The sequence below is a fragment of the Bacteroidetes bacterium SB0662_bin_6 genome (genome assembly GCA_009839485.1).
In the GTDB taxonomy this organism is placed as follows: Bacteria; Bacteroidota; Rhodothermia; order Rhodothermales; family VXPQ01; genus VXPQ01.
This window is the reverse complement of record VXPQ01000021.1, coordinates 1-26,397: the sequence shown is the minus strand read 5'-3', so window position 1 is coordinate 26,397 and position 26,397 is coordinate 1. Positions and strand designations below refer to the sequence as shown.

Genomic DNA, 26,397 nt, shown 5'->3' with positions numbered 1-26,397 from the left:
ACGCATTTCCGTGAAAATGAACCCCATGGCAGGGAATGACGTAGTTTGACGCTTCCGACGAACCGCATAGCCTGCCATGGATGTCGAAAACCTGAAAAACATCGGCCCGAAGAGCGCCGCATGGCTGCACGATATAGGCATCCATACGCACGCCGATCTTGAAGCCATGGGCGCGGTCATGGCCTGGAAAATACTCAAGCACCAAAGACCGGGGCAGGTCACGATCCTGCTGCTTTACGCGCTGGATGGCGCGCTTTCCGGGAAACACTGGAACGCGCTCGGCCCGGAGCGCAAGGCTACCCTCAAACGCGAGGCGGATATCCGGTTGGATGTAGCACCTTCTAAATCCTGAAAAATCAGCCTGTACGATGCCCACAGACTATGATCTCATTGTCATTGGAGGCGGCGCAGCCGGCCTCACTGCTTCGGGGGTAGGCGCCAGTTTCGGCGCCCGCACCCTCATGGTGGAGCAGGCCCGACTCGGCGGCGACTGCACCTGGTACGGTTGCGTACCCAGCAAAGCGCTTCTGAGCGCGGCGCATGCGGCGCACAGCGCGCGAAGATGCGGGGAGTTCGGCGTTCGGACGGGCGAGGTGTCGGTGGATTTTTCGGAGGTCATTGCGGGGGTCCACGCGTTGCGTGATCACATTTACGAAGAGGCGGACGCTCCGGAGATTTACGAAAACATGGGGATCGATGTGAAACAGGGAACCGCCCGGTTCACAAACCCCGGGACCATCGAGATCGCTTCGGATGGAGCAACGGAACGGTTCTCCGCGCGCCGGTTCATCATCGCTACGGGAGGCCGGGCCTTTATTCCTCCGATCGAAGGCCTTCGGGAGGCGCCCTTTCTCACAAACGAAACCATCTTTGAACTGACCGAACAGCCCCGGCATCTTATCGTGCTCGGAGCCGGCCCCATCGGCACCGAGATGGCGCAGGCATTCCGGCGCCTTGGCTCCGACGTCACCGTGATTGACCGGGAACCCCGCATTCTCTTTCGGGATGACGAGGAACTCGCGGGCATGCTGCAGGCCCGCCTCGAAGAAGAGGGCATCCGGTACGTGCTGAGCGCGAACGTATCCTCCGTGCAGGAGCGAGGAGACGGCATAGCCGTGCGGATCGATGGCGGTGGAACCTCGGGCGATAATCCCGAAAACCTTGTTCTCCATGGTGATGCGCTTCTTGTGGCCGCCGGACGGAAACCCAATGTCGCAGCGCTCAACCTCGAGGCCGCAGGCGTGGCGTATGACGCCCGAGGTATCAAGGTGGACGACCGGTGCAGGACCTCCCGCTCCGGGATCTACGCCGTCGGGGACGTGACCGGCCGATTCGCCTTTACGCACATGAGCGAGCATATGGCCAAGGTGGCGACGATGAACGCCCTGCTGAAAGCGCCTGCAAAAATCGACGCCGCGCACCTCCCCTGGACCACCTATGCCGACCCCGAACTAGCGCATGTGGGCGCCACGGAAGATGCGCTCCGCGCGGCAGGCAAAAAATACGAGACGCTCCGGTTCCCTTATGACAAGATCGACCGCGCCATCACCGAGCGGGAGGATTACGGCATGATCAAGGTACACGCCCGCCCGCGCGACGGGAAAATACTGGGAGCGTCCATCCTGGGCGCCCGGGGCGGCGACCTGATCTGCGAGTTAGCCCTTGCCATGCGGCGGGGCATCTCCCTGAGGCATATCTCGGACGCCATCCACCCCTACCCTTCCTATGGACTGGGTGTGCGGCGGGCGGCGGACCAGTGGTACATCAAGCGGTACTCGCCGGCGCTCATCCGCGTGTTGAAACGCCTGTTCGGCTATCGGGGCCGGGTGCTCGAGTACGGGCCGGACCAGATCGTCTAGGGCCTACCGGTATTCCCTGCGATCCAGCCAGCGGCTCCCTGCCGTGCCGGATCGTTCGCTCCCCTGGCTGTTTTCATTATTCCCGGGACGGCCTGCCGCTCCGGAAGCAGCGGATCGTCCGATGTGGTGCAGCGCCGCCGCCAGCACTGCCGCTTCGATAAGGTCATCCTTATCCGATGCAGGGAGTCCGTCGGAGAAATGACGCGCTACAAAGTGCGTGTCGAACCGCCCGGACACGTAGGCGTCATGCTCCATGACATACCGGCAAAACGGGATAGTGGTGCGAACTCCGGTCACTTCATATTCATCCAGCGCCCGCACCATGCGCCGGATGGCTTCCGGACGGGTTCTGCCCCATGTGGTGAGCTTGGAAATCATCGGATCGTAGTGGATTTCCACGCGGTCGCCCGACTCCACGCCCGCGTCCACCCGCACACCAGACCCGGAAGGCGGCGCATGGCGCACCAGTGCGCCCGGATCGGGAAGAAATTCGTTTTCCGGGTCTTCCGCATACACCCGGCATTCGATGGCGTGCCCGTGCATGTGCAGGTCGTCCTGTTTCACACGAAGAGATTCTCCCTCTGCGATGCGGATCTGTTCGGCTACGAGATCAATGCCCGTGATCCATTCCGTCACCGGATGCTCGACCTGGAGACGAGTGTTCATCTCCATGAAATAAAAGTTCAGGTCCGCATCCACCAGAAACTCGACCGTTCCCGCATTCACATATCCGCAGGCGCGCGCCGCATCGACAGCCGCCTGCCCCATGCGTACGCGCACCTCCGGGGTCATTACGGGAGAAGGCGCTTCCTCGACCACCTTCTGATGACGCCGCTGGATCGAACATTCCCGTTCGAACAGATGCACCGTATGGCCCTGTGCATCCGCCAGCACCTGAAACTCGATATGGCGGGGCTCCTCAATGTATTTCTCGATGAAAATGCGCCCGTCGCCGAACGCAGCCCGGGCTTCGCTCTGCGCGGCGGCTACGGCCCGCTGGAGATCGTCTTCAGAATGGACGACGCGCATTCCCTTGCCGCCCCCGCCCGCAGCAGCCTTGACCAGTATGGGGAAACCGATTTCTGCGGCAATCGCCGTCACCTTATCAGAGGGCGAGTCCTCCGCGATGGCCGGGGAACCGGGCGCCACGGGCACGCCTGCCTGCTGCATCAGGGCCCGCGCCTTCGTCTTGTCCCCCATATTGCGAATGGCTTCCGGAGGCGGCCCGATAAACGTGACCCCCGCTTCCGCGCACGTTTCGGCGAAAGCGGCATTCTCCGAAAGGAATCCGTATCCGGGATGAATGGCGTCGGCGCCACACTGAAGGGCCGCATCAACAATTTTCGAGGCGTCAAGATAGGACTGTGCGGCAGGAGCAGGCCCGATCAAGAAAGCTTCGTCGGCAAAGCGGACGTGGAAGGCGCTGCGATCCGCCTCGCTGAAAACGGCCACGGTCGATACGCCCAGTTCCCGGCACGTTCGAAAGACGCGCACGGCGATCTCGCCCCGGTTGGCGACCAGAATTTTGCGGATCGGTTTGCGGCTCATATCCCGTTTTCCTCCCTGCGGCGTGCGGTCACGCTGTTCTTGATGTCCGTCAGATACTGCCAGGCGGCAGCGCGGTCCTCCGGCAACTCCCCGGAAAAAACGACCTCCTTGACCGCGCCGATGGCCGCGTTTTCCGGTCCTTCGAGTTGCGCGATAAACTCCTCGAAGAGGGCGCCGCGCCGCAGCGCGTCGTCCTTGATTTCCATCATGAGCTGGAACGCGGCGTCGTGTTCGTTGGGGATGTCTCCCTCCAGAATCGCCTCCCGGATCGTTTCCTTGATGATGCCGACCACCACAGATTCTCCGATGCCCAGGGTCTGCATGATCTCGCGTCCGTCCACGGGGGGGCGAAAATTACGAAGGCGATCCTTTTCCTCGACCTTCCGCATTTTATCCTCGACGTGATCGAATGCGGCGAGATAGCGGCGTACACGTTTGGGATTCTTGGACGTGATGTCCGCCCGAACCAGCGTCATCAGATCGTCGATATCGTCTCCTGCTTCGAAAAGGAGCCGCCGGACGGCGGAATCGGTGACCTCCTCGTCCACAAGGGATACGGGCCGGTGGTGCAGCCGGATGAGTTTCTGCACGTATTTTACCGGATCGCCGGAGGGAAGCCGAAGCTTTTTGAAGATGCCGGGAATCATTCTCGCACCGACCTCTTCATGCCCGTGAAAGGTCCATCCGGCGGTGGACGAAAATCGTTTGGTGCGCGGCTTTCCGATGTCGTGCAGAAGCGCTGCCCAGCGCAGATAGCACGTCTCCTCGCCGCTCCGGTTCGCCGTCATCGCCGAGAGGTTATCGAGGACTTGCAGCGTATGGAAGAAATTGTCTTTGTGGCGATGGCCGTCCACGGTCTCGACGCCCTGCAGCGCAGTGAGCTCCGGCAGAATGTGTTTCAGCAGCCCGGCATTTAAAAGAATCCGGAACCCCACCGAGGGACATGCGGCGCAGATGATCTTCTGCAGTTCGTCCGTAATGCGCTCCCCGCTCACGATGGCGATACGCCCGGCCTGCCGTTTCATGGCATGCAGCGCCTCCGCCTCGATCCGGAACTGCAGTCGGGTTGCAAATCGTGCGGCCCGGATCATCCGGAGCGGATCGTCTTCGAACGTAGCACCGGGATCGAGAGGGGTTTTCAGCACTTCCTCGGACAAGTCCCCCAGCCCTTTGAACGGATCCTTCAGCACTCCGAAACGATCCGGGTTCATGGCGGCCGCCATCGCGTTTATCGTGAAGTCGCGCCGCCGCAGATCATCCAGCAGCGAGCCGTCTTCGACCACAGGCTTTCTCGATTCGCGGCGGTAGCTCTCTTTCCGTGCCGCCACGAATTCCAGGGAAAGCGTCTTTCGGTCCCCGGATTTTCCATGGATCCCCGGATGGGGTACGCGGATGGCGGCGGTTCCATACGTCTTGTACACATGCACGGTGCGTCCGCCGAGTTCTTTGGCAAGCGCTTTGGCGAGGCGGATGCCGCTGCCGGGTCCAACCGATACGAAATCCAGTTCCGGGACGGACCTGTCCAGAAGAATGTCCCGTACGGCTCCTCCCACCAGCCATACGTCGATGCCCTCTCTGTCGGCAACCTGTCCGACCCTGTGCAACAAAGATGCAAAGGGACCGGCACGCAACGTGTCGGCCAGGCCGGATGCTATGTTCTTTCGGGGGGTCAGAGGAGTATTCGTACTAAACCGGTGATCAAAAGCCCAGCACGCTGTAGGCGCCGTCCAGGATCAGGCGCACGGAGACGTACAATCCCAACAACGGGCATATCACCCAGAAGGCGTTCGTGGCGCCTACATAGATGTAAAACTCGCCCCTGGTGATGTGGGCCCGGCTTCCGGCCACAAAGAAACTGACCCAGTAGAGCGACGATACGTACGTCCACTGCCAGAACAGCATGGCGCCAATAATGCCGGCAACGACAGCCGGCAGGAAACCGGCCGTATAGGTTGCGTAAAGGATCAGTGTCGGAACCGGCGTAAAGAAACCGTTGCCGATATCGACGTTGAAACCGAACGTGCGTCGATCCGAATAGGCTGGGTCGATCATCGAGTACACTGCCCAGACATCCGCCCACACCGTCGGGGACAATGTCCGTGTCAACGGCACGCGGGTGGATAGAAACTCAGGAGCCGGTATTCGGCCGATTTCACGTTGTCGTCCGCGCCAGTACCCGGTACGCTTCTCGATATAGTCCCGTCGGAGGAAGAGACACATCTCCCAATAGCAAATCAGCAGATTGGTGGAGAAAAAGAGACTGAAGAGCCCATGGATGGCGTTGAGATTCCCGTGGAGGTAGTAACGGCCGCCCATGCCGAGAAGCGTTAGAAGGGCGATCACCAGGACCGCAAACAGCCAGGCCGGTATGCCCGAACTGCTTTTGCGTGCGCTTTGGTCCGGAACGGGTCGATCGGGTTTGTACTCGCCCATGGCTGAAGGTTGGCGTGTTGACGATTAATCGGTCATGCCGGATCGTCCCGCTCCTGTTTACCTCCCTGCATTTTGCCCCGGCGCTTCTACCGGTCAATCGGCCGGATTGACATCGTTCGGACGTACGTCCCAGGTCAGCATGGACTCGATATCCGCGTAGTCTTCTTCGTCGCTCGCGTCCACGAAGAGGTAGTCTCCCATTTTGTCGCGCTTTGACGCCGGGACGCGTGACCATCTGGTGCCTTCGCGATCCGAGAAGGTATCCGGATAAGGATTGCGCACCCTGTAGGACGGGTGGTAGGAACGATAGGTTTTTTCCGCTTCGTAGAGCGCAGCCCGACGTGCGCCGGCCTCCGTACGGCTCTCGCCCGTGACGCGAAACGGCGAGACGGTGATGACGGCTCGAAAGTAGTCGTCTTCTATTTCAGAGTACTCCGGGCGCATGACCTCGAATTCCTCAGGATGAGGATAGGCGCTGCGCTCGACGCTTTCCTGCAACATTATACCTGCCGTTGATTTTATATAACGAGTAATGCTCTGTGGATCTCCACGTTGTCCGCCGCGATGGCAGGGGCGCATCGCGCCCGCAGTAAAACGACTGATCGCGCCTTTGGATTCATTCTTTCATCCCGGGTGCGGAATGGGGCCGGAGCCTGTTTTCTTTATGGAATGTATAACCGTTATTGCAAATATAACCTTGTACGGTGCGTTCCCGGCTCGTTAAAAAAATGGTGGATAACCTGTGTGCAGGATGTGAGCAAGAGAATATTTATGCAATAACGGAATTAAGATCGCGTGGCGTCCGGGATTCGGTGCGGTGCTTCTCTGGTTTGCACCTCTGTGGATAACGGTGTGGATTACGGGGAATTGTGAAATCCGTCCTGTCGATAAAAAAACCTTGGATTTGTACTTGCATAACGGTTTTATAACTTCGTTATTATACACTCCGGCTTTAGCCTCTGTACGGTTAGGCCGGAAGGGCAAACGGTAGTCCGTTATTTTCAATTTGTTCGCCCGTTTTTCCCAATCGGTCAGGAATAGCGGCATATAACGTCAAGGAAGGAGCAGCGATTATGAGCATATTCCCCCAGGACAAATTTATCTCTGATACTCCCGACAAAGAAGTCTCGTCCGGTCTGTTCTCCGGATTGAGAGCTGATGACGCGAAATCCGTGGAGGGGTCCCGCGAGACGGACGCCGCGGCGTTCACGCACGAGCAGTTTGCCGGGGGATTGCATATCGAACGGGTTTTTTCCGAGGAAGGGCGCTCGCCTTTCGACACCCTTGCATGGGATCGGCGCGATGCGGCTATCAGAAATCAGCAGGGCGAAGCGGTCTTCGAGCAGAAAGAGGTGGCTTTTCCGGAATCCTGGAGCCCTCTGGCGACGAACGTGGTGGCCAGCAAATATTTTTATGGGGATGTAGAGCAATCGGGAACGGATCCTTCGAAGGGGGGGCGCGAGAACTCACTCCGGCAGCTCATTCATCGCGTCACGCGCACGATTGCCGACTGGGGAACGGAGCAGCATTATTTCGCCACCAAGGAAGACGGCGAACGCTTCTACGATGAACTTACCTGGCTTTGCCTGCATCAATACGGCGCATTCAATAGTCCGGTATGGTTCAATGTCGGCCTGTATCAGCAGTACGGGATCCGCGATTCGGGCGGTAAGAAGATATCCGGATGGAATGAAAGCAAGGGCCGGGCGGTCCCCGTGGATCCCTACCAGCGCCCGCAGGCTTCCGCCTGCTTCATCATATCGGTGGAAGATTCCATCGACGATATCTGGCAGTTGATGGGAGAAAGCGCCCGGCTTTTCAAATTCGGTTCGGGGGTAGGCGCGGACTGGTCGAAGCTGCGTTCCTCCAGAGAAAAACTTTCCGGCGGCGGGCAGCCGTCCGGGCCTGTCAGCTTCATGCGCGTACAGGATGCTACCGGCGGAACCATCAAGTCCGGAGGCAAAACGCGCCGTGCAGCTATCATGCAGACGCTGAAGTCCTGGCATCCGGATATTCTCGAATTCGTTGCGGCGAAGCAGGAAGAAGAACGGAAGGCCTGGGCGCTGATCGAAGAAGGCTACGACGGTTCATTCAATGGCCCGGCGTACGGCAGCGTGGCCTTCCAGAACGTCAATCAGTCCGTGCGCGTGGACGATGACCTCATGCATTCCGTGCAGTCCGGAAGTCCGTACAACCTTCGGGGCGTGCTCGACGATGAAGTGATCGATACCATTTCCGGAAAAGATGTGCTCCGCAAAATATCCGAGGGCACCCATGTGTGCGGCGATCCGGGCGTGCAATACGAGGATACGATCCAGCGGTGGCATACCTGCAAGGATTCGGGGCCGATCAATTCGAGCAATCCCTGCTCGGAATACATGTTCCTCGATGATTCAGCCTGCAATCTGGCCAGCCTGAATCTTCGCAAGTTTCAACGGGAAGACGGTTCGTTCGATGTCGAGCGCTACCGTGCGGCCACGCGCATATTTATCACGGCGCAGGAGATTCTGGTAGACAACGCCGGGTATCCATCGCGTGCAATCGCCGAGAATTCCCATGCCTACCGTCCTCTCGGGCTCGGCTTTGCCAACCTCGGCGCCTTGCTGATGGCGATGGGGCTTCCCTATGACAGCGACGAAGGCCGCGCGGTAGCCGGAGCGCTGATGGCGATCGAGCATGGCGAAGCGTATGCCCGCAGCGCCGAGATTGCCGCCAACCCCCAAATCGGACCGTTTGCGGGGTTTGCCCCAAACCGTTCGTCCATGCTCGAGGTGATGCGCATGCACGCCGCGGCGGTCGATGAAATCCATACCAGTTGCCCGGACTATCTCCTTGAGGCCGCCCGCGAAACGTGGACGTACTGTATAGCTGCCGGCGAGCAGTTCGGGTACCGGAATGCGCAAGCCACGGTACTGGCGCCGACCGGCACGATCGGGTTCATGATGGATTGCGACACGACGGGCGTCGAACCGGATATCGCGCTGGTCAAATACAAACTGCTGGCCGGTCAGGGCGACGGGATGATGAAGATCGTAAATCGCAGCGTGCCCGAAGCGCTCGCCCGCCTCGGTTACCCGTCTCCGGACATTGATGCGATCATTCGGTATATCGACGAGAACGATACCATTGAAGGCGCCCCGGCGCTGCGCGAAGAACATCTTCCCGTGTTCGACTGTGCTTTCAAACCGTTCAAGGGAGAGCGTTCCATTCATCACATGGGCCACATCCGGATGATGGCGGCCGTGCAGCCTTTTATCTCCGGCGCCATTTCCAAGACGGTCAATATGCCCGAAAGCGCAACGGTTGAGGAAATCGCCGACGCCTATGTACAGGGCTGGGAACTGGGCCTGAAAGCACTTGCGATTTACCGCGAAAACTCCAAGCGGAGCCAGCCGCTCTCCACCTCCAGGGGCGGCAATACCAGAAAAAGCCAGGGATGGGATGAGGAATCCTCCGGCGACGGGATGGCGACGTCCGAACCGGAAATCACCGAAAAGATCGTGTATCAGCCGATCCGCAAGCGGCTTCCCGACGAACGTCCTTCCATGACGCACAAATTCTCCATCGCCGGACACGAGGGCTACCTGCATATCGGGCTGTATCCCGACTCGCGCATGCCCGGGGAAATCTTCATCACGATGGCGAAGGAGGGCTCTACGATTTCCGGGCTGATGGATGCGTTTGCGACCTCGATATCCATCGCGTTGCAGTATGGCGTTCCGCTGGCTGATCTCTGCAACAAGTTCAGCCACATGCGCTTCGAGCCGAACGGCTTTACGCAAAACAAGGAGATCCCGATCACGAAGTCGATCATGGATTACATCTTCAGGTACCTGTCCCTGAAGTTTATGCGGGTGCATAAGCATGAGGAAGAGGAGGTCGACAATGGTCTTTCCAGCGAAGGGGAATCTCCTTCCGGCAATGCAGCCCAGCCCCAACTCCAGCTTCAGCCCCAGGCTCAGATGCAGACGCAGCTTTCCGCGCCGCCGGAGCCTTTGGATGCGCTCGTCGGCAGCACGGTGGAGGCGTTCATGGAGGCCATGGAGGGGAGCCGTTCAGCCACTTCGAGCGAGACTACCTTCCGTAATCAGGAGGATAGTCCGGCCTGTCCCAACTGCGGATCCATCACGGTCCGCAGCGGCGCATGCTATTCGTGCCCCAACTGCGGTTCCACCAGCGGATGCGGGTGATCCGGAGCGGATCGGGGCGCTGATTTTCGTCTACGGAAAGATCCCCATCTGGTTGTAGAGCACGGCGATCTTGTTGATGGCGCTCACGAAGGCCGCCGTGCGCAGATCGGTCTTCAACCGTTTCGAGATGTCGTAAATCTCATTGTAGGCGAAAACCATGGTCTCTTCGAGCCCCGAATTGACGATGTCGATTTCGTCGGCCCCCTTGCCAATCGTGGCAAGCACTTCCGGTGAGAGCGCTTTTCCTGTCGCGGTTTCGATGGCTGAAAGCATTTTTTGCTGTGTATCGCTTTCGAACCGCTTGCTCATGCGCCCGAACCGCACGTGAGACAGGTTTCGCAGCCACTCGAAATACGATACGGTGACCCCGCCGGCGTTGAGATAGATATCCGGCAGCAAGAGCACATTTCGTTTCCGAAGTATCTCGTCGGCTTCCGAGGTGGTCGGTCCGTTTGCCGCTTCTGCAATGATACGCGCCTTGATACGTCCCGCGTTCTCGCCCGTAATCTGTCCTTCGAGGGCGGCGGGCAGCAGGATGTCGCAATCCATTTCAAGCGCCTTCCCGGAAGGTTGGATCATGCGCCCGTCCGGAAATCCCTCGATGGTGCCGTGTTCCTGCCGCCAGGCGCCCACTTCCTGTACGTTCAGCCCGTCTTCCTTGACGAGAGTGCCGTTCATCTCTGCAATACCCACGATGAGGGCGCCAGCCTCCTGGAGGTAATATGTTGCATGGAATCCCACATTGCCCAGGCCCTGCACGATGACGCGTTTCCCTTCCAGCCCGGCATCCAGGCCGAGCGCTTTCATTGCTTTTTTATCGCTGCATGCCTCGCGGATACCGAAAAAGACTCCTCTGCCCGTAGCCTCCCTGCGCCCGTGCACCCCCCCGTGGCCAACCGGTTTTCCGGTCACGCAGGCCGCCGCATCGAGGGGGTTATCCGACAGTTGATTATAGGTGTCGAAAATCCATGCCATTTCCTGGGCCCCGGTCCCGTAATCCGGAGCGGGTACATCGATGCCCGGCCCCATGAAGTTCTTTCGAACCAACTCAAACGTGTAGCGCCGGGTAATCCGCTCCAGTTCGCTGGCCGAGAACTGCTTCCGGTCGATTTTGATGCCGCCCTTGGCCCCGCTGAAAGGCACATCGACCACGGCGCACTTGTAACTCATGAGTGAGGCCAACGCCACCACCTCGTCTCTTGATACGGTGGGCGCATAGCGGATACCGCCCTTTGCCGGCTGCTTGTGATGGCTGTGCTCGGCGCGGAACGCCTGAACGACATGGATGGACCCGTCATCCCGTACAAGGGGAAATTCCATCGCATAGACGCTGTTGCACATGCGAATTTGTTCGAGGAGCCCTTGGGGGTGGTTCGTGAGTCGGGCCGCTTTCATAAACGACCGGTTTACGTCCCCCAGAAAATCTGCTGTGTGCGACATACGGGAAACCCTTTTTTCGGACAAAGGAGCGGGTGTTTACCAGGGCCGGCATGCGGATCGCATGCGCCCGCAGGCATAATGTTACGATGGAGTTACGACAAATATGCAGCGGGTTCCCGGACAAAATAAATAATTCGTTGGCCAGGGCCGGACATACCCCTGTATCGGATGCAGGAGGGCCGGAATCTTCGTCGAGTTGGAACCGAGCGCATATTCCGCAGAGTTAGATTAGCCGTTTTTTGCCGGATGCTGCGAGGCAGCTTCATGTTTCGCATGCATGTTGCAAAGCAGTTCCGTTCGGCTCTGCGGCGTCTCCCATTAAGGTCTTGTTCCCTGTATAGTGTCCGCCCTTTTCAGCATAGCAGCGGTTTTCGTACTCGGCGTCAGCGCACAGTGGATTGCGTGGCGGTATCGCGTACCCTCCATTTTGTTGTTGCTCACGTTCGGGTTTATAGCCGGTCCGGTCACTGGTATCCTGGATCCGGCTGCGATGCGTGCTGAATGGGTTTTTACGTTTGTGGCGCTTTCGATCGGGATCATTTTGTTCGAGGGGGGGCTGAGTCTGCGCCTCGACGAGTTGCGCGAGGTGGGCGGTGCGGTCGGTCGTCTGATAACCATTGGTGTACTGATCACCTGGATCCTTGCGTCGATTACCTCCCTGTTCCTGCTGAAACTGAGTCTCAGTATTTCCATTCTCATCGGGGCGATTCTGACCGTTACAGGCCCCACGGTCATCGTTCCGATTCTCCAGCATATCCGGCCCAAGGGGCGCGTAGGCGCCCTGGCGAAGTGGGAGGGCATTACCATTGATCCGATCGGTGCGATTCTCGCTGTGCTCGTGCTCGAAGCGCTCGTACTGATCAACGAGACAGGGGCAGGCACGGTGGGAAGTGTGGCATCGCATGCACTCAAAGGTCTGCTGCTGGAATTTTTTGTCGGCGTTGGGATAGGAGTCGCGGGAGCAGGAATTATTGTTTTTCTGCTGCGTCGTCGCATGGTGCCGGATTATCTCCAGAATCCGATGGCGCTCATGGTAGTCATTGCCGTCTTTGCCATTTCGGATGCGCTGCAGCCGGAAAGCGGCCTTGTGGCCACGACGGCCATGGGTTTCGTGGTGGCTAACCAGCGCCTCGTCGCGGTGCGGCGCATTGTGGAGTTCAAGGAAGACTTGCGGGTTTTGCTGATCGCCGCGCTGTTCGTCATGCTGGCGGCGCAACTCGACCTGGGCGATATACAGTATATCGGCTGGGAGGCCATCGTTTTTCTTCTCATACTTATGCTGCTCGTACGGCCGGCCGCAGTCTTTTTGTCGATGCTCGGTACGCGCCTGTATGTCAAGGAAAAGATGTTTCTGTCCTGGCTGGCGCCTCGCGGCATTGTTGCGGCTGCCGTGGCCTCTCTTTTCACGTTCCGGCTTGCCGAGATATATCCGGAGGAATCGCAATTTATCGTCCCCATCGTATTTCTTGTGATCATCGGCACGGTCGCGATCTATGGTCTTACGATCTCGCCGGTTGCACGCTGGCTGGGGCTTGCGGAACCTAATCCCCAGGGCGTCCTCTTCATTGGAGCCCACGATTGGGCCCGCCACATTGCCAGCGCCCTGGATCAGGCCGGATTCAGCGTGCTTATGGTGGATACCAACCCCAGCAACGTGACCAGTGCCCGTGAAGCCGGCCTGCATGCGTTGCGTGGCAATGTGTTGTCCGAGTCCATTCTGGACGAGTTGGATCTGAGCGGGATCGGGCGGCTTATCGTGCTTACGCCCAACGATGAAGTCAATTCGCTTACCGTAGTGCGTTTTGCGCAGGTTTTCGACAGTGCCGAAATGTACCAGTTGGCTACGCGAGACAAACAGCGGGGCAAAGATGCGGATGAGAAGCTGGTGCAGCATCTTCGCGGACGGCCTCTGTTCGGGACGGGCACCAATCATACGTCGCTCACTGCGCAATTTGCAGCGGGGGCTACAGTCCGGACGTTCACTATCGAAGACGAGAGCACCTGGTCCAGGCTTGAAGCGAAGTACGGCTCCCGCATGATTCCGCTTTTTGTGGTGCGCGGAAAAAATCAGTTGCAAGTGTTTTCAGAAGATGACAGCCTGGTCAGACCCGATCCGGGCAATGCATTGATAGCGCTCATTGACCCGCCGGCGCGGAAAACAGGTACTGTGGCTGCGCGGTCCGGGGGGGAGGCGGCCCGGTAGCGTGGGGCCCGACGCCATACATATCGATGCGAACACGCGTCTGATCGCCCTGCTTGGCTATCCTGTGGGGCAAACGCTGTCTCCGTTTATTCATAACACGGCTTTTGCAGCCCAGGGCATCAATTTCGCGTTCGCAGCCTTTCCCGTACCCCCCGAACGTATCGAGGATGGGGTGCGCGGTCTTGCGGCGCTGCATTTCGCGGGGGCAGGCGTCACCATTCCTCACAAGCAGGCCGTACTTCCCTATCTGGATGAATTGTCTCCACGGGCACGTGCTGTCGGTGCTTCAAACATGATTGTGCGCCGCCCTGACGGCACGCTTTTCGGGGATAATACGGATGTGACCGGTTTTCTGGCCCCGCTTCTTTCCCTGACGGATCGGCTTCAGGGCGCCGATATGGCCGTGCTTGGCGCCGGAGGCGCGGCACGGGCTGTCGCCTACGCGCTGCTCGTTACGTTTCGTCCAAAGCGCCTTACGCTTATTGCACGGACTCCTTCAAAGGCGGACATGCTGGCAACCGATCTGACCGCATTCGACGAGCACAAAGCCCTTGAAGTACACGCCTTTTCGTCTGCCCGGGCCGCGGTGCGCGGTGCGCGGCTTGTGGTGAACACGACCCCGGTGGGTATGTATCCTGCGGTGGATGATTCTCCGTGGAGTAACGCCGATGATTTTGGCGATGACCATATCGTGTACGACATCGTGTACAATCCCGAAGAGACGCGCCTGCTCAGCGATGCCGCAAGCCGGGGAGCCGTCACGCTCGGGGGGCTTGATATGCTCGTGGAGCAGGCTGCTGCGGCCTACGTGCAATGGACCGGACACGAGATGCCTGTCGATGTGGTCAAGGAGGCCTTGCGCAGACGGTCGGAGATGCTGCATCGTTGACGGAGAACGGCATGCTGAAGCTCGATACCATCGAGATGCGCGAGATCCGGTTACCGCTGAAGCAGCCGTTCGTGACAGCTTCCGGCATACAGGACACCCGCCGCATTTTGTTGCTCGAGATAAGCGCGCACACCGGGGAAACGGCATGGAGCGAATGTGTGGCGCAGGAGACGCCGCACTACAGCCCCGAAACGATCGATACGGCATGGTTCGCCATTCGGGAATGGTTCGTTCCGGCGCTCAAAGGGCACAATATCCGTACTCCCTCGGATGTACTCATCCCGCTTCGTGCATTCCGCGGCCACCGGATGGCGAAGGCGGCGCTGGAAATGGCGTGCTGGAATCTTGAAGCGCAGCGGATGAACATATCGCTTGCCGCGCTCCTTGGAGGCACGCAGCGCCGTGTCCCCGCCGGCATTGCGCTCGGCATGCAGCCAAAGGAATCCCTGCTCGTAGAACGCGTGCAGGATAGTCTCGGGCAGGGATACCGGAATGTGAAGATAAAGATCGGGCCGGGCGCCGATGTGCGCTGCGTCGAAGCCATCCGGTCGGAAATTGGCGCAGACGTTCCGCTTTCCGTCGATGCGAATGCTTCCTACACGCTTGCCGATATCGAACTTCTGCGCACGCTCGATGGGTATGGATTAACCATGATCGAGCAGCCTCTTGCGCAGGACGACCTCGTTCGTCACGCTGCCTTGCAGGCGCAGCTTTCCACGCCTGTTTGTCTCGATGAATCCATTACCGGTCCGGGCCGGGTGGAAGACATGGTTCAGCTTCGCAGCGGACGTATCGTCAATGTGAAGCCCGGCCGCGTAGGCGGATTGTCCGAAGCGATCTCGATTCATGATGTGTGCCGCGAGCATCATCTCGACGCTTGGGTTGGCGGCATGCTCGAAACGGGCATAGGGCGCGCCTATAATGTGGCCCTGGCCTCTCTCCCCGGCTTTACGCTGCCGGGCGATCTTTCTCCGAGCAGCCGCTACTGGGCATCCGATATCGTGCAGCCGGAGTGGACCATGTCTCCCGATGGCTTCGTGGAGGCGCCTTTGGACCACACAGGATTGGGCGTCGAGGCGGATCGCGATCGAATTGACGACCTCACATGCCGTCTCGAACGGCTGGCGTGGTGAGATGCCTGCTCAGGGGCCGTCCGTTTCCGGACGCCCCATGCGGTTTGCCTGCCGCGTCAGGATGGTTATGAACGCAAAGCCTGCCGCCGCCAGCAGTACAACCATCCAGAACGGCTCGCCTTCTCCGGGCATCTGCAGCGCGCGTTCAGGGGTTTGCCATGGCCACAGTGCCCGCAGTGCGCCAATCATCAAGCCCACCAGTGCCGCCATGGTCAGGTCGGCGTATTGTCTGAGCAGGTGGTTGAGCAAGCGAGAGAACAACCCCAATCCGGTAATCGCTCCGGCGGCAAACAGCGCAATATATCCGATATTTCCGTCATTCAATGCATGCAGCGTCACTTCATACATGCCCATTGCCTTGAGAAGGAATGCCCCGGAAACGCCCGGCAGGATCATTGCGCAAATGGCTGTGGCTGCGGAGGCGAACACACGGATGCCTGAAGGCTCCAGCGTATCTCCTGACGCAGGAATGCCCGTGAGAAGGAAAGCCGCGCCGCAGGCTGCCACGAGCATGCACAGCACGGACATGTTCCTGCGCCCGATCCGTTTCCACGGCACCCCGACGGATCCTGCCACCAGACCCAGAAACAGTCCAAGCGTCTCATGAGGCCAGGTTTCGAGCAGGGTCGGGATGACTTTGGCCCCGACAAGAAGTGCTGCGCCTATTCCTGCCGCAAGCGGTAGGACAAGTCCCCATTCAAGGCGGGCGCCATGCCGGCGCATTTCTCCGAGCCGACCTTTGACCAGAGAGGTCAGCATCGAAAATCCATGGCTGATCGCGGAAATCAGCCGGGGATAAATACCGACGATGAATGCGATCGTGCCGCCGCTGACACCGGGAATGATATCGGCGGCGCCCATCAGAAGGCCCTGCACGACATGTGTCAGGCTTTCGCGGAGGTTATACCCGCGGCGCAGGCCCATTTCCCAATCCCAGCATGTGTCGGATTTGTGCGTCGCGCCACATATCCGGACAGACGCGCTGCAATTCCTCTTTCATATTCGGATCCATCCGAAAAGCCATCTTGAGCGAGTGCATGCTTTCGTCCGTGCGACCCAGCGCAAACAATACTCTCGCCTGTAGAAAGTGCACGCCGGCGTCGGGATGCAGTGCGAGAGCCTTTTGATAGGCATCGAGTGCAGATTCGGGGTGGCCCGTCTCGAAATAGGTTTCGGCCAGATCCAACCAGGCATCCCTGTTTTTGGGATGGGTGGATACGATGTGCTTGTATGTCTTCAGCGCTTCCGCAACGTTACCTGCATTATACAAGCAATCCGCTTTGGCATGCCAGAATTCTCCGATATCCGGTTTCAGCGCCAGCGCCCGGTCGAACAGCGCCAGTGCTTCCTCGTGCCGTTCGAGCGCATCCAGGCAGCATCCCATTCCGTACCAGGCTTCGGGATGCGCTTCGTCCTGCCGAATGACTTGCTCGAAATATCTGAAGGCTTGCAGGTAATCTTCCATTTCCTCGAACGCGAGTCCGAGGTTGTACCAGGTGGCCGGATCGCCGCCTTCCAGTTCTATGACTTTCCGGTAGCTTTCTATGGCTTCTTCGGGACGGCCTATGTTGGCCAGTGCGTTGCCCCGGTTATACCACGCCGAGGCGAAATCGTCCTGTATGGCAATAGCCATATCGTAGGAATCCACGGCGGTTTCGAAGCGGGACATCCGGCTGAGCACGATGCCCCGGTTGTACCATGCGTCCTGCGAGTAGGGCTCGATGTCGATATGCCGTTCGTAGCAGACAATGCTTTCCGCGTCTTTTTCGAGGCAATCGTAGCAGAATCCGAGTTCGTACCAGACTTCGGGGTGCTCGGGGTTCAGTTCCGCGCATTGCCGGAAAGACGTAACAGCGTCCTGCAGCGAGTTCAGGTGTTCGAGCGCTACACCACGATTGAAGAAGGCTTCATCATTGATCGGATCGATCCGGATGGCCTCTCCGTATGCTTCCAGGGATTCCTGGCTGCGGCCCAGCGCATTGAGCGTGATTCCCCGGTTGACGTGGGTTTCCGAGTCGACCGGATTCAAGGTAAGCGCCTTGTCGTAAGCCTCCAGGGCTTCCTTGTGACGTTCGAGGTTGTTCAGGAGAATGCCGCGCCGCATCCAGGCATCCGAGGAATGGGACATGATGCCCAGCAAGCGGTCAATGACGCTCAGCGCATCTTCGTAGCGGCCCTGTTCGAAGTAGTAATTGGCGATATCTTCCAGCGAATCCGAGTCGAGCCAGGCGGGCGCGTTCCCTTCATAAGCGGAAAGCAATGCGTTCATTCGCCCTTCGTCGGCAGGCTCGTCGAAGTCCTCGAACTCGAAGTCAAACATGCTCATGCCAGCGCGGAAATACTGGTTGCAGGGAGTGTGCGGACGCGGGCAGGATGGTGCCGGACACGAAAGAATAAAAGATGCAGCGAAAAAAAAGTTCGCCGTATTATAGCAGGGTACTATCCAATTTACAAAGAGTTCGCTTTGTCCGGATAAGGAATGCAGGTGGAAACGGAGGGATTGTCCATGATCCCGCTTCCCGTCCCGTTCCTTACTCGTTCTGCAGGGACTGAAAACGGCCGATGATTTTCGTAACGATCGAGGGCGTCGACGGCGCCGGGAAAAGCACCCAGGCCGCTCGGCTGGTGAGTCAACTGGTAGACGAAGGATACGATGTCGAGTTCTTTCGGGAGCCCGGCGGCGCCCCGCTTTCCGAGCATATCCGGACCATTCTTCTCGATTCCAACTTTGAGATCGGTCCCTTGCCGGAATTGTTGCTGTTTTCTGCCGCGAGGGCGCAGCTTGTGGAAGAATGCATTCGTCCGGCGCTGGAAAAAGGCAAGGTGGTAGTGTGCGACCGGTTTTACGATTCGACCACGGCGTACCAGGGGGTAGGCCGCGGGATTGCCGATCCGGACTGGATATCGTCCCTCAATGAGCGGGTCGCGGGTAGACTCCGGCCGGATCGGACCTGGTTGCTCGTGCTTCCTGCTGAAGAGGCCTTGCAGCGCCGCGCCCAGCGGTCCCAACCGCTTCTTGAAGATCCGTCCGTTCCGCCCGAACAGGCATTGCGGGCCGAGCCGGATCGCATGGAGCAGTCCGGGCAGGCATTCTACGACCGGGTAGCGAAAGCATTCGACGAACTGGCGGCGGCTGAGCCGGATCGCATCGTTCGCCTGGATGGCACATTGAGCGAGGACGATCTCGCCGATACGATTTGGCGCGGCACTCAGGATTTGCTGCCCGAACGGGAAGTTCCTTGAGCGGGTTCATGGAACGGCGCATGTCTTTTTCGGAACCGCATCTCCCCGGCGGCGGTTGAGGGAATAGTCAGGCCGTTCGTACACTTCCGCATCGCCCTATGTCCGTTCCGCCCCAGCAAATGGAAGAAGTTCGTCGTTTATTCGGCGCTTTTCTCCGGCAACGCGGCCGCAGGCAAACTCCGGAGCGTTTTCTCGTTCTCGAGGAGATTTATGCTACGAACGATCATGTGGACGCCGACGAACTCTATATCCGGTTGAAGGACGGCGGGCACCGGATAAGCCGCGCGACCGTGTACAACACGCTGGAACTGTTGATGGATTGTGATCTTGTGGTCCGGCATCAGTTCGGAAGAAATCAGGCGAAGTACGAAAGGGCCTTCAGTTATTGGCAGCACGACCATCTGATTTGCATGGATTGCAATGAGTTGTTCGAATTCTGCGATCCGCGTATACAGAGCATCCAGGAAATGGTCGCTGACATATATCAGTTTGATATCAAGCACCACTCGCTCAACATGTATGGGCGGTGCGCGCGGGAGCATTGCCCGAACAAAACGGCTGTTGCACAGGAGGCGTGAACAGGAACGTGCCGCCGCATCTTGACGTTACACCGAATTGGGTATATATTATACGGGATGCACCTGTGAGCCAACCCTCCGTCTTTTCTCCTTTTGTGAAACAATTCGCCTTCATAGTGCTTGCAGTGGTGGCATCGGGAAGCCTTCTCGGCTTCAATGCAATTCCTGTTGATCAGGCGGCGGAGGTGCATGCTCAGTTAACCCATGTCAGTGGCTTCAAGGCACTCCGTTTTGCGGTAGAGTTGGATGAAGGGGTCCCTGTAGTGGAATGGGCGGCAGAGTCCGAAGACGATTTGGACTACTATGAGGTGGAAGTGAGTGCGGAATCAGGCGCCGGTACAAGGGTGGTCGAGGTGGAGCCGCTTGGCGCACGTCACCCCTATGTTTTTCGGGATGACGATCTGTATAAGGGGGCTGAAGTGGTTCAGTATACGTTGTATGCCGTGCTGGATGATGGGGGGCGACAACTTGTAGGATCACAACAGGTTGCCTATACGCCGACGGCGGTTCGGCGCACATGGGGTAGTATCAAGGCCATGTTTCAGTGAGACGAGGATCTCTCGCAGATACTTCGTCCGCAATCTTTTCATGCTCGGCGTATGGCGCGCAGGCTCATCATGTCACCGGAGCGCGTGCAGCGTATGCTGGTGAGGCTTTCCTGCGAGATTGTCGAACGTAACCGCGGAGCATCCGATGTAGAACTGGTGGGCATCCGTCGCCGCGGCAGCGCCGTAGCGGAAGCGATTGCCCGCGAGATGGAGGTGCTCGAAGGCCGTACGTTTGAGGTAAGTAATCTGGATGTGTCCGCATACAGGGATGACCGGGATCCCGATGAAGAGATCGCAGACACGTCCCATATGGCGCGCGAAATTGCAGACCGGGATGTCGTCCTGGTGGACGATGTGCTGTTTACGGGTCGAACGGCCCGTGCCGCACTGGATGCGCTTGTACATTACGGACGCCCGCGGAGCATACAGATGGTTGTGCTCGTTGACCGGGGGCATAGGGAATATCCGATTCAGCCCGATTACATAGGTCTATTTCTCCAGACGAAGCATCGCGAGCGCGTGGATGTGGACGTGAACGACGGGTTCACGATCCATGTGGTGGAATAGTTTGCATTTCTCTTAACATTTACTTTTTTATACTTTACTCTATCGTTGTTTATCGGAGCATTTTGTGTCCGCCCGATTTTACACCCCATCGATAATCCACCACAACCCATGTATATACACGACAGATTTAGTTCGACTGCATTCGCACGACACGTTTCAATGTGCTGTCTGACCTTGTGCGTTGTCTTGTGGGCGTCGCCGGTGCATGCGCAATCGACCGGGAGCGTTACGGGTACAGTAGTGGACGCCTCGGATACGCTTCCGGTGGAAGCAGTGGAAGTGTATATCACCGGTCTGGATGCGATCATATATACGGACGCGGAAGGAGCGTTCAGTTTCTCTTTTGTACCGGCGGGCCAGCAGACCGTAAGAGTCTCTTTTATCGGCTATTCCACACTTGTACGCGAGCTTACGGTGAGTGCCGGGGAGACCACGGAATTATCGTTGCGGATCACGCCCACGGTGCTGAAGCTTGACGAAGTGGTAGTGACCGGTACATCCGTCGAGGAATTTGCCATTGATCTACCCTATGCCGTTACCGCGGTAGACCGGGCGGCGCTGGCGGAACAGGGTGCTCCGCAACTGGTAGAGCTTTTCAAGAATCTGAGTGTGTCTCATGGCGTGATCGGCGAGCGCCAGAGCTGGTACAATAGCACCGGGCCGCCTGCCTCCGTGCAGGAAACCGTAGCCAGCGTAAATCTCCGCGGCCTGGGGCCCTCCCGTACGCTGGTGCTGTTCAACGGGCGCCGGCAGGTATACTTACCGGCGCGCCTGATCGGTGGCCGCTTCGTAGACGTGAATGCCGTGCCCGCCATCGCGATCAGTCGTATAGAGGTTCTGAAAGAGGGAGCCTCCGCCGTGTATGGATCGGATGCGGTGGCCGGCGTCGCCAATTTTGTGACGCGCAGTGATTTCGAGGGTCTGGAAGTCGCCACTTCTCACGAGTACTATGCCGACGCCGGCGATACGTATGCCGGCGCGATCTGGGGGGGGGATGTCGCTGGCGCCCATGCGGTGTTTGCTGCGGAAATGATGTATCGTCAGGAGTTGAGGGTCTCGGAGCGGCCATGGTCATTGCGTCCGTTTCCGCAGGCCGGGGGCTGGTCGTATACAGGTAATCCGGGCGCATTTTACAGACCCTCCCTGACGGGGAATGAAGGCGCGAACGCCTTCGTAAATGAACTCGTCGCTGCTCATGGCGATGCGGAAAGACGATTTCTCGATCCCCGTTGCGTGGATTTTGGCGGCCATATTGAAGACGCCACATGCCGTTTCCGCTATGCACCCTGGGATAACCTGATCGAAAAAAGCAGGCATATCCGGGCTTTCGGAGAGATCAACGGGCGTTTGGGCGACCGGTCCGGTTACCGCATCGAGGGGCTATGGGCCCAGGCTGTAACGCCGGATTGGCTGACCACCCCGTCGTTTCCGCCTATTTCTCCGTATGACGGCACCCAGATCGTTCCGTCCGGCAATCCCGGGCGGCAAGCGTTCTGCGGCATGCATGCGGATCGTGTGGGTTTCGCTTCCGGCGCCGAATGCCTTGAAGACGACTGGTATTTCTTTGGCCGTCTCGTAGGAAACAGCGGTCCCGGACGTACGTTGGCCCGCGCGTCCGGCACGCAGCGCATTTCCGCCTCGGTCGATCATGCGTTCGAGGCGTTCGGCGGTCGGAGTGTGAAGCTTGATGTGGGTGTCGGCTACTCACGCGCTACCAACAACGTGAATCTTCCGGCGGAGTACGCGTACAGGAAATTCCTTGCCTTCCGCGGTTTCGGCGGTCCTGATTGCGGCGTGGACGTGGAGGTAGACCGCGCGGCTCCTTCCGGGATGCGGCTTGGCGCGCTCAATGGAGCCGTACCGGGTCAGGGAGCATGCATGTATTACAATCCGTTCAGCAATGCACTCCGGTATTCCGCACAGCCCGGCGCCGCGTTTCAGGGTATGGCGAATCCCGATCATGCCGGGAATCTGGCGAATAGTCCTGCGCTAATCGGCTGGATCAACGAGGAGTTGGATCTGGAAAACAAGGCTGAGTTGTTCGTGGCCGACGCTGTATTGACCGGCGGTCTGGTCGAAGGGCTTGCGGCGTATGCGGTAGGGTATCAGTTTCGCCGGACCGCCGTGTCCGCCGTGCCGAACGATCCGGCCAATCAGAACACGAATCCTTGTGCGGTGCCTGGAGACGTCGGTTGCAGGGACAAGGTGGGCCCCTATACGTTCACCACCGGGTACTATCCCTACGACGATGCGCGCAATGTGCATCGGTTCTTTGCCGAGGTTCCGCTTACGGTAGGCGCGCGTTTCGACGCGCAGGTTGCGGCAAACTATGAATTTCACGAAATCGTAAGCAGCTTCGATCCGAAGTTCGCAATGCGCATCCAGGCAACGGACGCGTTGATTTTCCGCGGTTCGGTGCAGTCTACGCTTCGGGTGCCGTCGGTGGACGAACTGAACGAGGATCGGGCTACAGGGCTTGATTGGGTTGCGGAAACGGGCACCTACAAACCGATCGATACGTTCGGAAACGCCGATCTGAAACCCGAGCGGGCGCTGACATACAATGTCGGGGCGGCATTTTCCAGTGACCATGTCCGTGCGACCCTCGATTACTGGTCCTACAATTTCAGGGACGCCATCGGCGTGTTGCCGCATGGCGGGATTACGGCGCTGTATCACCAGGGTGGAGCCGCCCGCGCAGCGGTGCAGCGGTACATTACGTGCCCTGGCGGTGCATCGGGCTGCGATTCCCAGCTTATTGAGCGTGTCCGCGTAAACGCAGTCAACTGGCCGGGGATTACCACCTCCGGTATCGACTGGCATCTCAGCACGCGTTTTGCCGCCGGGGCCGGGGTCCTTTCGGGGGGCTTCGAAGGCACCTGGACCCGCTCCTACTTTGTGAAGGCGCTGGAAGTGAGCGGTGTGGAGTTGGCGGGTGAGCAGGAAGGCGCCGGTTACCTGAACCGGTACAATCCCTCGGCGCCGCCGATTCCGAAGTGGAAATCCAGGGTGAACGCCGGCTACCACAGGAGTCTTTACTCGCTGGTCAGCTACCTGAATTACATCCCCTCCTATATCAATGAGAACGAGTCAGAGGGATCGGAGCTTCGGACCATCGATTCGTTCGCAACCCTCGATGTGAGCGCATACCGGCATTTACCGGGCGGGTTCGACGTGACGTTGTCCGTGCTCAATCTGCTGGACAAGGATCCGCCTTTTGTCAATTGGGAATCTGCATTCGATGGCTTCACACACAGCCCGAAGGGGCGGCGCGTGAAGTTGTCGATTACCTGGCGCCTGGAGGAAGGGCGTTGACGCCGAAACTGCGCGCGAACCGGATCTACATTGTTTCGTCCGCGGAAGGGCCGTACATGCCCGGGATCGCAATGTCGCACATGCGCAGGTAGACGCCGAGTTGGGCGCGGTGATGGATGAGGTGGTTCAGGACAAAACTGCGGAATACGACGCCTTTCGGCATGGTGAAGTGAATCTGATCCCCTGCCTTCAGGGTCCAGGGTTCAAGGAATGTGTCGGCCGATGCGCTTTCCAGCACGAGGCGGGCTTCCGAGGCCGCTTTGTCGAATGCGGCAAGGATTTCGTCCGTGTTTTCAGGAATCCATGGTTCGAACGGCTGCGCCAGATCCAGTTCATCCATATGGAATGTCGGGCCGGTCCATGTGGGCAGGTTTGCCACATGGGTGGCGAGTTGCCGGAGCGTCCACGATTTTTCGTGAGGGCGGTAATCCAGACATTCGTCAGGCGCCAATGCAAGCATTTTGCGGGTGTTTTCGATCTCGTGATCGAATTCGGGAAGCAGCGCGGCGCCGTTCATGGGTATTCTCCTTGGGAATTGGGATGAGGAATGGTTAAGGTGAGTATGAGGGTAGAGTCTATACGTTTCACGTGGGTCCCGTCATAGCCCGACTCCCGGTTCGTTTTCTTCGAATCGAAAAGGAAAAGGTCTGTCAGGTTCAGGCTGTTCGGCTTGCCAGGTATGAAGGCGCACCTCGAATCCGGCGCGCACACGCGTTCCGGGAGCAGGGCTCTGGCGTAACACGATAGAGTCCGGCGCGTTCGGGTCGGAGAGGCTGTCCGGTGCACTGATCACAATGGAGCGCAATTGCATGGTGAGCAGACTGTCTTGCGCCTGATTGATGCCCAGACCGGTGATATCCGGTATCGTGCTGTAGCCTATGCCAAGGCCTGTACTGTACCACAAGGATACGGAAGCTCCCTCCGTGAGGGTATCTCCGGCAGCGGGTTCCTGCCCGGTAACGGTATTGCGATTGGGGGCCGGGATGGAATCGGGCAATGTTTCCTCGATGTGCAGACCCTGTGCGCGTAACCGGTTTACGGCCTCGCGAAGAGAAAGGCCGACCACGTCAGAGACCACCACATGCCGTAATTCCCCGCTGTTGATCGTCAGGTAAATGTGCCGTTCCGGCTTTACGAGCGCAGAGGGGAGAGGGTTTTGATCCACGACCACATCGCGGGCGAAGGCCGGATTGTACTGCTGCACGATACGTTCGACATGCAGTCCAAGGGCTTCGAGGTCGTTCCTTGCCTGTTCGTACGGCCGATTGACTACATTGGGGACCTGCAGATGGGCTCCCTGTCTTGTGAGCTTCGGCATAAGCAGGTCGTTGACGAGCACATAACTGATTCCAAGGAAGGCTGTCAACAGGATCAGTCCTCCCCACCAGTACGGATTGCGCAGAAGCGTTCGGATGTACGACTCCGTTCTTGAAAGCAGGCGTTTGGCGGTTTCCGGCGGCATGATCCGGGACTTTGCAGGGTCTTACGGGTTTTGACGTAACAAGGTACGCAATGCTGTTTTCCCCGGTTCATACGGATGAACGCTGTTCATGTGCCGGTTGGTGCGGGCGTGTTCTTCTCAACACACATTTCATAAATACAAGGTTGGAACCTCCGGCTTATATCGCCGTGTAAGGCAGGCTGAATATGCGCCGACAGCCTCTTGACATCAAGAGATTGTTGGCGTATTTTTTCTGTCCGTGCTTTTTTCGGGGCCGCATTGCGATGTAGGGCCTGATTTCTGCACGGTGGCTGGTTGACCGGTTCGCTTTTTTCAGGCGGCGGGAGCGTTTCCAGCCATGTTCTTTGATGAGAATGGAAGCATAGCGAGTCCCGTTGATTCCTGTGCGTCGGACAAACGGCGCGCATGATGAGACAGACAAATACGAGTCAAGCAGATCATTCAACTTCATTACTATGGAGAGTTTGATCCTGGCTCAGGACGAACGCTGGCGGCGGGCTTAACACATGCAAGTCGAACGAGAAAGGGTTCTTCGGAACCCGAGTAAAGTGGCGAACGGGTGCGTAACACGTAGGTAACCTGCCCTTGAGTGGGGAATAACTACCGGAAACGGTAGCTAATACCGCATGAAGACCGGGGATCGCATGATCTCCGGTTGAAAGACTTCGGTTGCTCAAGGATGGGCCTGCGGCGGATTAGCTTGTTGGTGAGGTAAAGGCTCACCAAGGCTACGATCCGTAGCTGGTCTGAGAGGATGATCAGCCACACTGGCACTGAGACACGGGCCAGACTCCTACGGGAGGCAGCAGTGAGGAATCTTGCGCAATGGAGGAAACTCTGACGCAGCCACGCCGCGTGAAGGAAGACACCCCTATGGGGCGTAAACTTCTTTTATATGGGAAGAACCCCCTGCCCGGCAGGGTCTGACGGTACCATATGAATAAGCACCGGCTAACTCCGTGCCAGCAGCCGCGGTAATACGGAGGGTG

The 26,397-nt window shown here is 58.5% G+C and carries 20 protein-coding genes and 1 rRNA gene; 12 read left to right on the top strand and 9 right to left on the bottom strand.

Features of this window, described 5'->3' with window-relative positions; translation table 11 throughout:
* Nucleotides 1–76: 76 nt before the first annotated feature.
* Together F4Y00_03255 and F4Y00_03250 are read left to right on the top strand one after the other, a co-directional pair.
* The gene (locus tag F4Y00_03255; GenBank protein MYE03978.1) at nucleotides 77–352 is read left to right on the top strand and encodes a TfoX/Sxy family protein; all 276 of its coding nucleotides are present in this window, start codon (nucleotides 77–79) and stop codon (nucleotides 350–352) included.
* A 16-nt stretch (nucleotides 353–368) separates the two neighbouring features.
* Nucleotides 369–1,859 (top strand): mercuric reductase, encoded by a 1,491-nt coding sequence (locus tag F4Y00_03250; GenBank protein MYE03977.1) that lies wholly within the window; start codon nucleotides 369–371, stop codon nucleotides 1,857–1,859.
* A gap of 3 nt (nucleotides 1,860–1,862) precedes the next feature.
* Here the strand turns inward: F4Y00_03250 and accC are convergent, their stop codons facing one another.
* The 4 genes from accC to F4Y00_03230 all read right to left on the bottom strand — a co-directional run bounded on the left by accC (nucleotide 1,863) and on the right by F4Y00_03230 (nucleotide 6,341).
* Nucleotides 1,863–3,407 carry an acetyl-CoA carboxylase biotin carboxylase subunit gene (accC, locus tag F4Y00_03245; GenBank protein MYE03976.1) on the bottom strand — a complete coding sequence of 515 codons (1,545 nt, stop codon included), beginning with the start codon at nucleotides 3,405–3,407 and terminating at the stop codon, nucleotides 1,863–1,865.
* Entirely contained in the window at nucleotides 3,404–5,050 is a 1,647-nt protein-coding gene (locus tag F4Y00_03240; protein ID MYE03975.1) for an HD domain-containing protein, read from the bottom strand. Before F4Y00_03240 ends, accC begins: the two co-directional genes overlap by 4 nt.
* A 55-nt stretch (nucleotides 5,051–5,105) precedes the next feature.
* Nucleotides 5,106–5,840 (bottom strand): hypothetical protein, encoded by a 735-nt coding sequence (locus tag F4Y00_03235; GenBank protein ID MYE03974.1) that lies wholly within the window; start codon nucleotides 5,838–5,840, stop codon nucleotides 5,106–5,108.
* 93 nt (nucleotides 5,841–5,933) lie between these two features.
* Nucleotides 5,934–6,341 (bottom strand): hypothetical protein, encoded by a 408-nt coding sequence (locus F4Y00_03230; protein ID MYE03973.1) that lies wholly within the window; start codon nucleotides 6,339–6,341, stop codon nucleotides 5,934–5,936.
* Between the two features lie 572 nt (nucleotides 6,342–6,913).
* Here F4Y00_03230 and F4Y00_03225 point away from each other — a divergent pair.
* A complete protein-coding gene (locus tag F4Y00_03225; GenBank protein ID MYE03972.1) occupies nucleotides 6,914–10,030 on the top strand; it encodes a vitamin B12-dependent ribonucleotide reductase in 3,117 nt (1,038 codons plus the stop codon).
* A gap of 30 nt (nucleotides 10,031–10,060) precedes the next feature.
* Here the strand turns inward: F4Y00_03225 and F4Y00_03220 are convergent, their stop codons facing one another.
* On the bottom strand, nucleotides 10,061–11,470 hold the full coding sequence (locus F4Y00_03220) for a Glu/Leu/Phe/Val dehydrogenase (GenBank protein ID MYE03971.1): 1,410 nt from the start codon (nucleotides 11,468–11,470) through the stop codon (nucleotides 10,061–10,063).
* Nucleotides 11,471–11,810: 340 nt separating this feature from the next.
* Between F4Y00_03220 and F4Y00_03215 the strand changes: the two genes are divergently transcribed.
* The 3 genes from F4Y00_03215 to menC are packed head-to-tail and all read left to right on the top strand — an operon-like array spanning nucleotide 11,811 to nucleotide 15,695.
* Nucleotides 11,811–13,673 carry a sodium:proton antiporter gene (locus F4Y00_03215; GenBank protein ID MYE03970.1) on the top strand — a complete coding sequence of 621 codons (1,863 nt, stop codon included), beginning with the start codon at nucleotides 11,811–11,813 and terminating at the stop codon, nucleotides 13,671–13,673.
* Nucleotides 13,674–13,689: 16 nt separating this feature from the next.
* A complete protein-coding gene (locus F4Y00_03210) occupies nucleotides 13,690–14,562 on the top strand; it encodes a shikimate dehydrogenase (protein MYE03969.1) in 873 nt (290 codons plus the stop codon).
* 11 nt (nucleotides 14,563–14,573) lie between these two features.
* On the top strand, nucleotides 14,574–15,695 hold the full coding sequence (gene menC / locus F4Y00_03205) for an o-succinylbenzoate synthase (GenBank protein MYE03968.1): 1,122 nt from the start codon (nucleotides 14,574–14,576) through the stop codon (nucleotides 15,693–15,695).
* Between the two features lie 9 nt (nucleotides 15,696–15,704).
* On the opposite strand, the gene F4Y00_03200 is transcribed toward menC, so the two are convergent.
* The gene (locus F4Y00_03200) at nucleotides 15,705–16,619 is read right to left on the bottom strand and encodes a DUF368 domain-containing protein (GenBank protein MYE03967.1); all 915 of its coding nucleotides are present in this window, start codon (nucleotides 16,617–16,619) and stop codon (nucleotides 15,705–15,707) included.
* Entirely contained in the window at nucleotides 16,597–18,021 is a 1,425-nt protein-coding gene (locus tag F4Y00_03195; GenBank protein ID MYE03966.1) for a tetratricopeptide repeat protein, read from the bottom strand. Before F4Y00_03195 ends, F4Y00_03200 begins: the two co-directional genes overlap by 23 nt.
* Nucleotides 18,022–18,260: 239 nt before the next feature.
* Here F4Y00_03195 and tmk point away from each other — a divergent pair, with 239 nt between their 5' ends.
* The 5 genes from tmk (at nucleotide 18,261) to F4Y00_03170 (ending at nucleotide 23,946) form a co-directional block, all read left to right on the top strand.
* Entirely contained in the window at nucleotides 18,261–18,938 is a 678-nt protein-coding gene (gene tmk, locus F4Y00_03190; protein MYE03965.1) for a dTMP kinase, read from the top strand.
* 98 nt (nucleotides 18,939–19,036) lie between these two features.
* Nucleotides 19,037–19,516 (top strand): transcriptional repressor, encoded by a 480-nt coding sequence (locus tag F4Y00_03185; GenBank protein ID MYE03964.1) that lies wholly within the window; start codon nucleotides 19,037–19,039, stop codon nucleotides 19,514–19,516.
* A gap of 65 nt (nucleotides 19,517–19,581) precedes the next feature.
* Nucleotides 19,582–20,064, top strand: coding sequence for a hypothetical protein (locus F4Y00_03180; protein MYE03963.1), 483 nt, complete (start codon nucleotides 19,582–19,584; stop codon nucleotides 20,062–20,064).
* 51 nt (nucleotides 20,065–20,115) lie between these two features.
* Entirely contained in the window at nucleotides 20,116–20,631 is a 516-nt protein-coding gene (gene pyrR, locus F4Y00_03175) for a bifunctional pyr operon transcriptional regulator/uracil phosphoribosyltransferase PyrR (protein MYE03962.1), read from the top strand.
* A gap of 108 nt (nucleotides 20,632–20,739) precedes the next feature.
* Nucleotides 20,740–23,946: a TonB-dependent receptor gene (locus F4Y00_03170; GenBank protein MYE03961.1), complete on the top strand. Its 3,207-nt coding sequence runs from the start codon at nucleotides 20,740–20,742 to the stop codon at nucleotides 23,944–23,946.
* 25 nt (nucleotides 23,947–23,971) lie between these two features.
* Here F4Y00_03170 and F4Y00_03165 read toward each other — a convergent pair whose 3' ends face one another.
* Nucleotides 23,972–24,469 carry a damage-inducible protein DinB gene (locus F4Y00_03165; protein ID MYE03960.1) on the bottom strand — a complete coding sequence of 166 codons (498 nt, stop codon included), beginning with the start codon at nucleotides 24,467–24,469 and terminating at the stop codon, nucleotides 23,972–23,974.
* 75 nt (nucleotides 24,470–24,544) lie between these two features.
* Complete coding sequence (locus tag F4Y00_03160) at nucleotides 24,545–25,408, bottom strand: PASTA domain-containing protein (GenBank protein ID MYE03959.1); 864 nt, start codon at nucleotides 25,406–25,408, stop codon at nucleotides 24,545–24,547.
* 452 nt (nucleotides 25,409–25,860) lie between these two features.
* On the opposite strand from F4Y00_03160, the gene F4Y00_03155 reads away from it, so the two are divergent.
* Nucleotides 25,861–26,397 (top strand): 16S ribosomal RNA (locus F4Y00_03155); the annotation flags it as partial.

Coding starts and splice junctions, on each gene's coding strand:
- F4Y00_03255 (MYE03978.1), top strand. CDS start 77: ATGGATGTCGAAAACCTGAAAAACATCGGCCCGAAGAGCGCCGCATGG.
- F4Y00_03250 (MYE03977.1), top strand. CDS start 369: ATGCCCACAGACTATGATCTCATTGTCATTGGAGGCGGCGCAGCCGGC.
- accC (MYE03976.1), bottom strand. CDS start 3,407: ATGAGCCGCAAACCGATCCGCAAAATTCTGGTCGCCAACCGGGGCGAG.
- F4Y00_03235 (MYE03974.1), bottom strand. CDS start 5,840: ATGGGCGAGTACAAACCCGATCGACCCGTTCCGGACCAAAGCGCACGC.
- F4Y00_03230 (MYE03973.1), bottom strand. CDS start 6,341: ATGTTGCAGGAAAGCGTCGAGCGCAGCGCCTATCCTCATCCTGAGGAA.
- F4Y00_03225 (MYE03972.1), top strand. CDS start 6,914: ATGAGCATATTCCCCCAGGACAAATTTATCTCTGATACTCCCGACAAA.
- F4Y00_03220 (MYE03971.1), bottom strand. CDS start 11,470: ATGTCGCACACAGCAGATTTTCTGGGGGACGTAAACCGGTCGTTTATG.
- menC (MYE03968.1), top strand. CDS start 14,574: ATGCTGAAGCTCGATACCATCGAGATGCGCGAGATCCGGTTACCGCTG.
- F4Y00_03200 (MYE03967.1), bottom strand. CDS start 16,619: ATGGGCCTGCGCCGCGGGTATAACCTCCGCGAAAGCCTGACACATGTC.
- F4Y00_03195 (MYE03966.1), bottom strand. CDS start 18,021: ATGAGCATGTTTGACTTCGAGTTCGAGGACTTCGACGAGCCTGCCGAC.
- F4Y00_03185 (MYE03964.1), top strand. CDS start 19,037: ATGTCCGTTCCGCCCCAGCAAATGGAAGAAGTTCGTCGTTTATTCGGC.
- pyrR (MYE03962.1), top strand. CDS start 20,116: ATGGCGCGCAGGCTCATCATGTCACCGGAGCGCGTGCAGCGTATGCTG.
- F4Y00_03170 (MYE03961.1), top strand. CDS start 20,740: ATGTATATACACGACAGATTTAGTTCGACTGCATTCGCACGACACGTT.
- F4Y00_03160 (MYE03959.1), bottom strand. CDS start 25,408: ATGCCGCCGGAAACCGCCAAACGCCTGCTTTCAAGAACGGAGTCGTAC.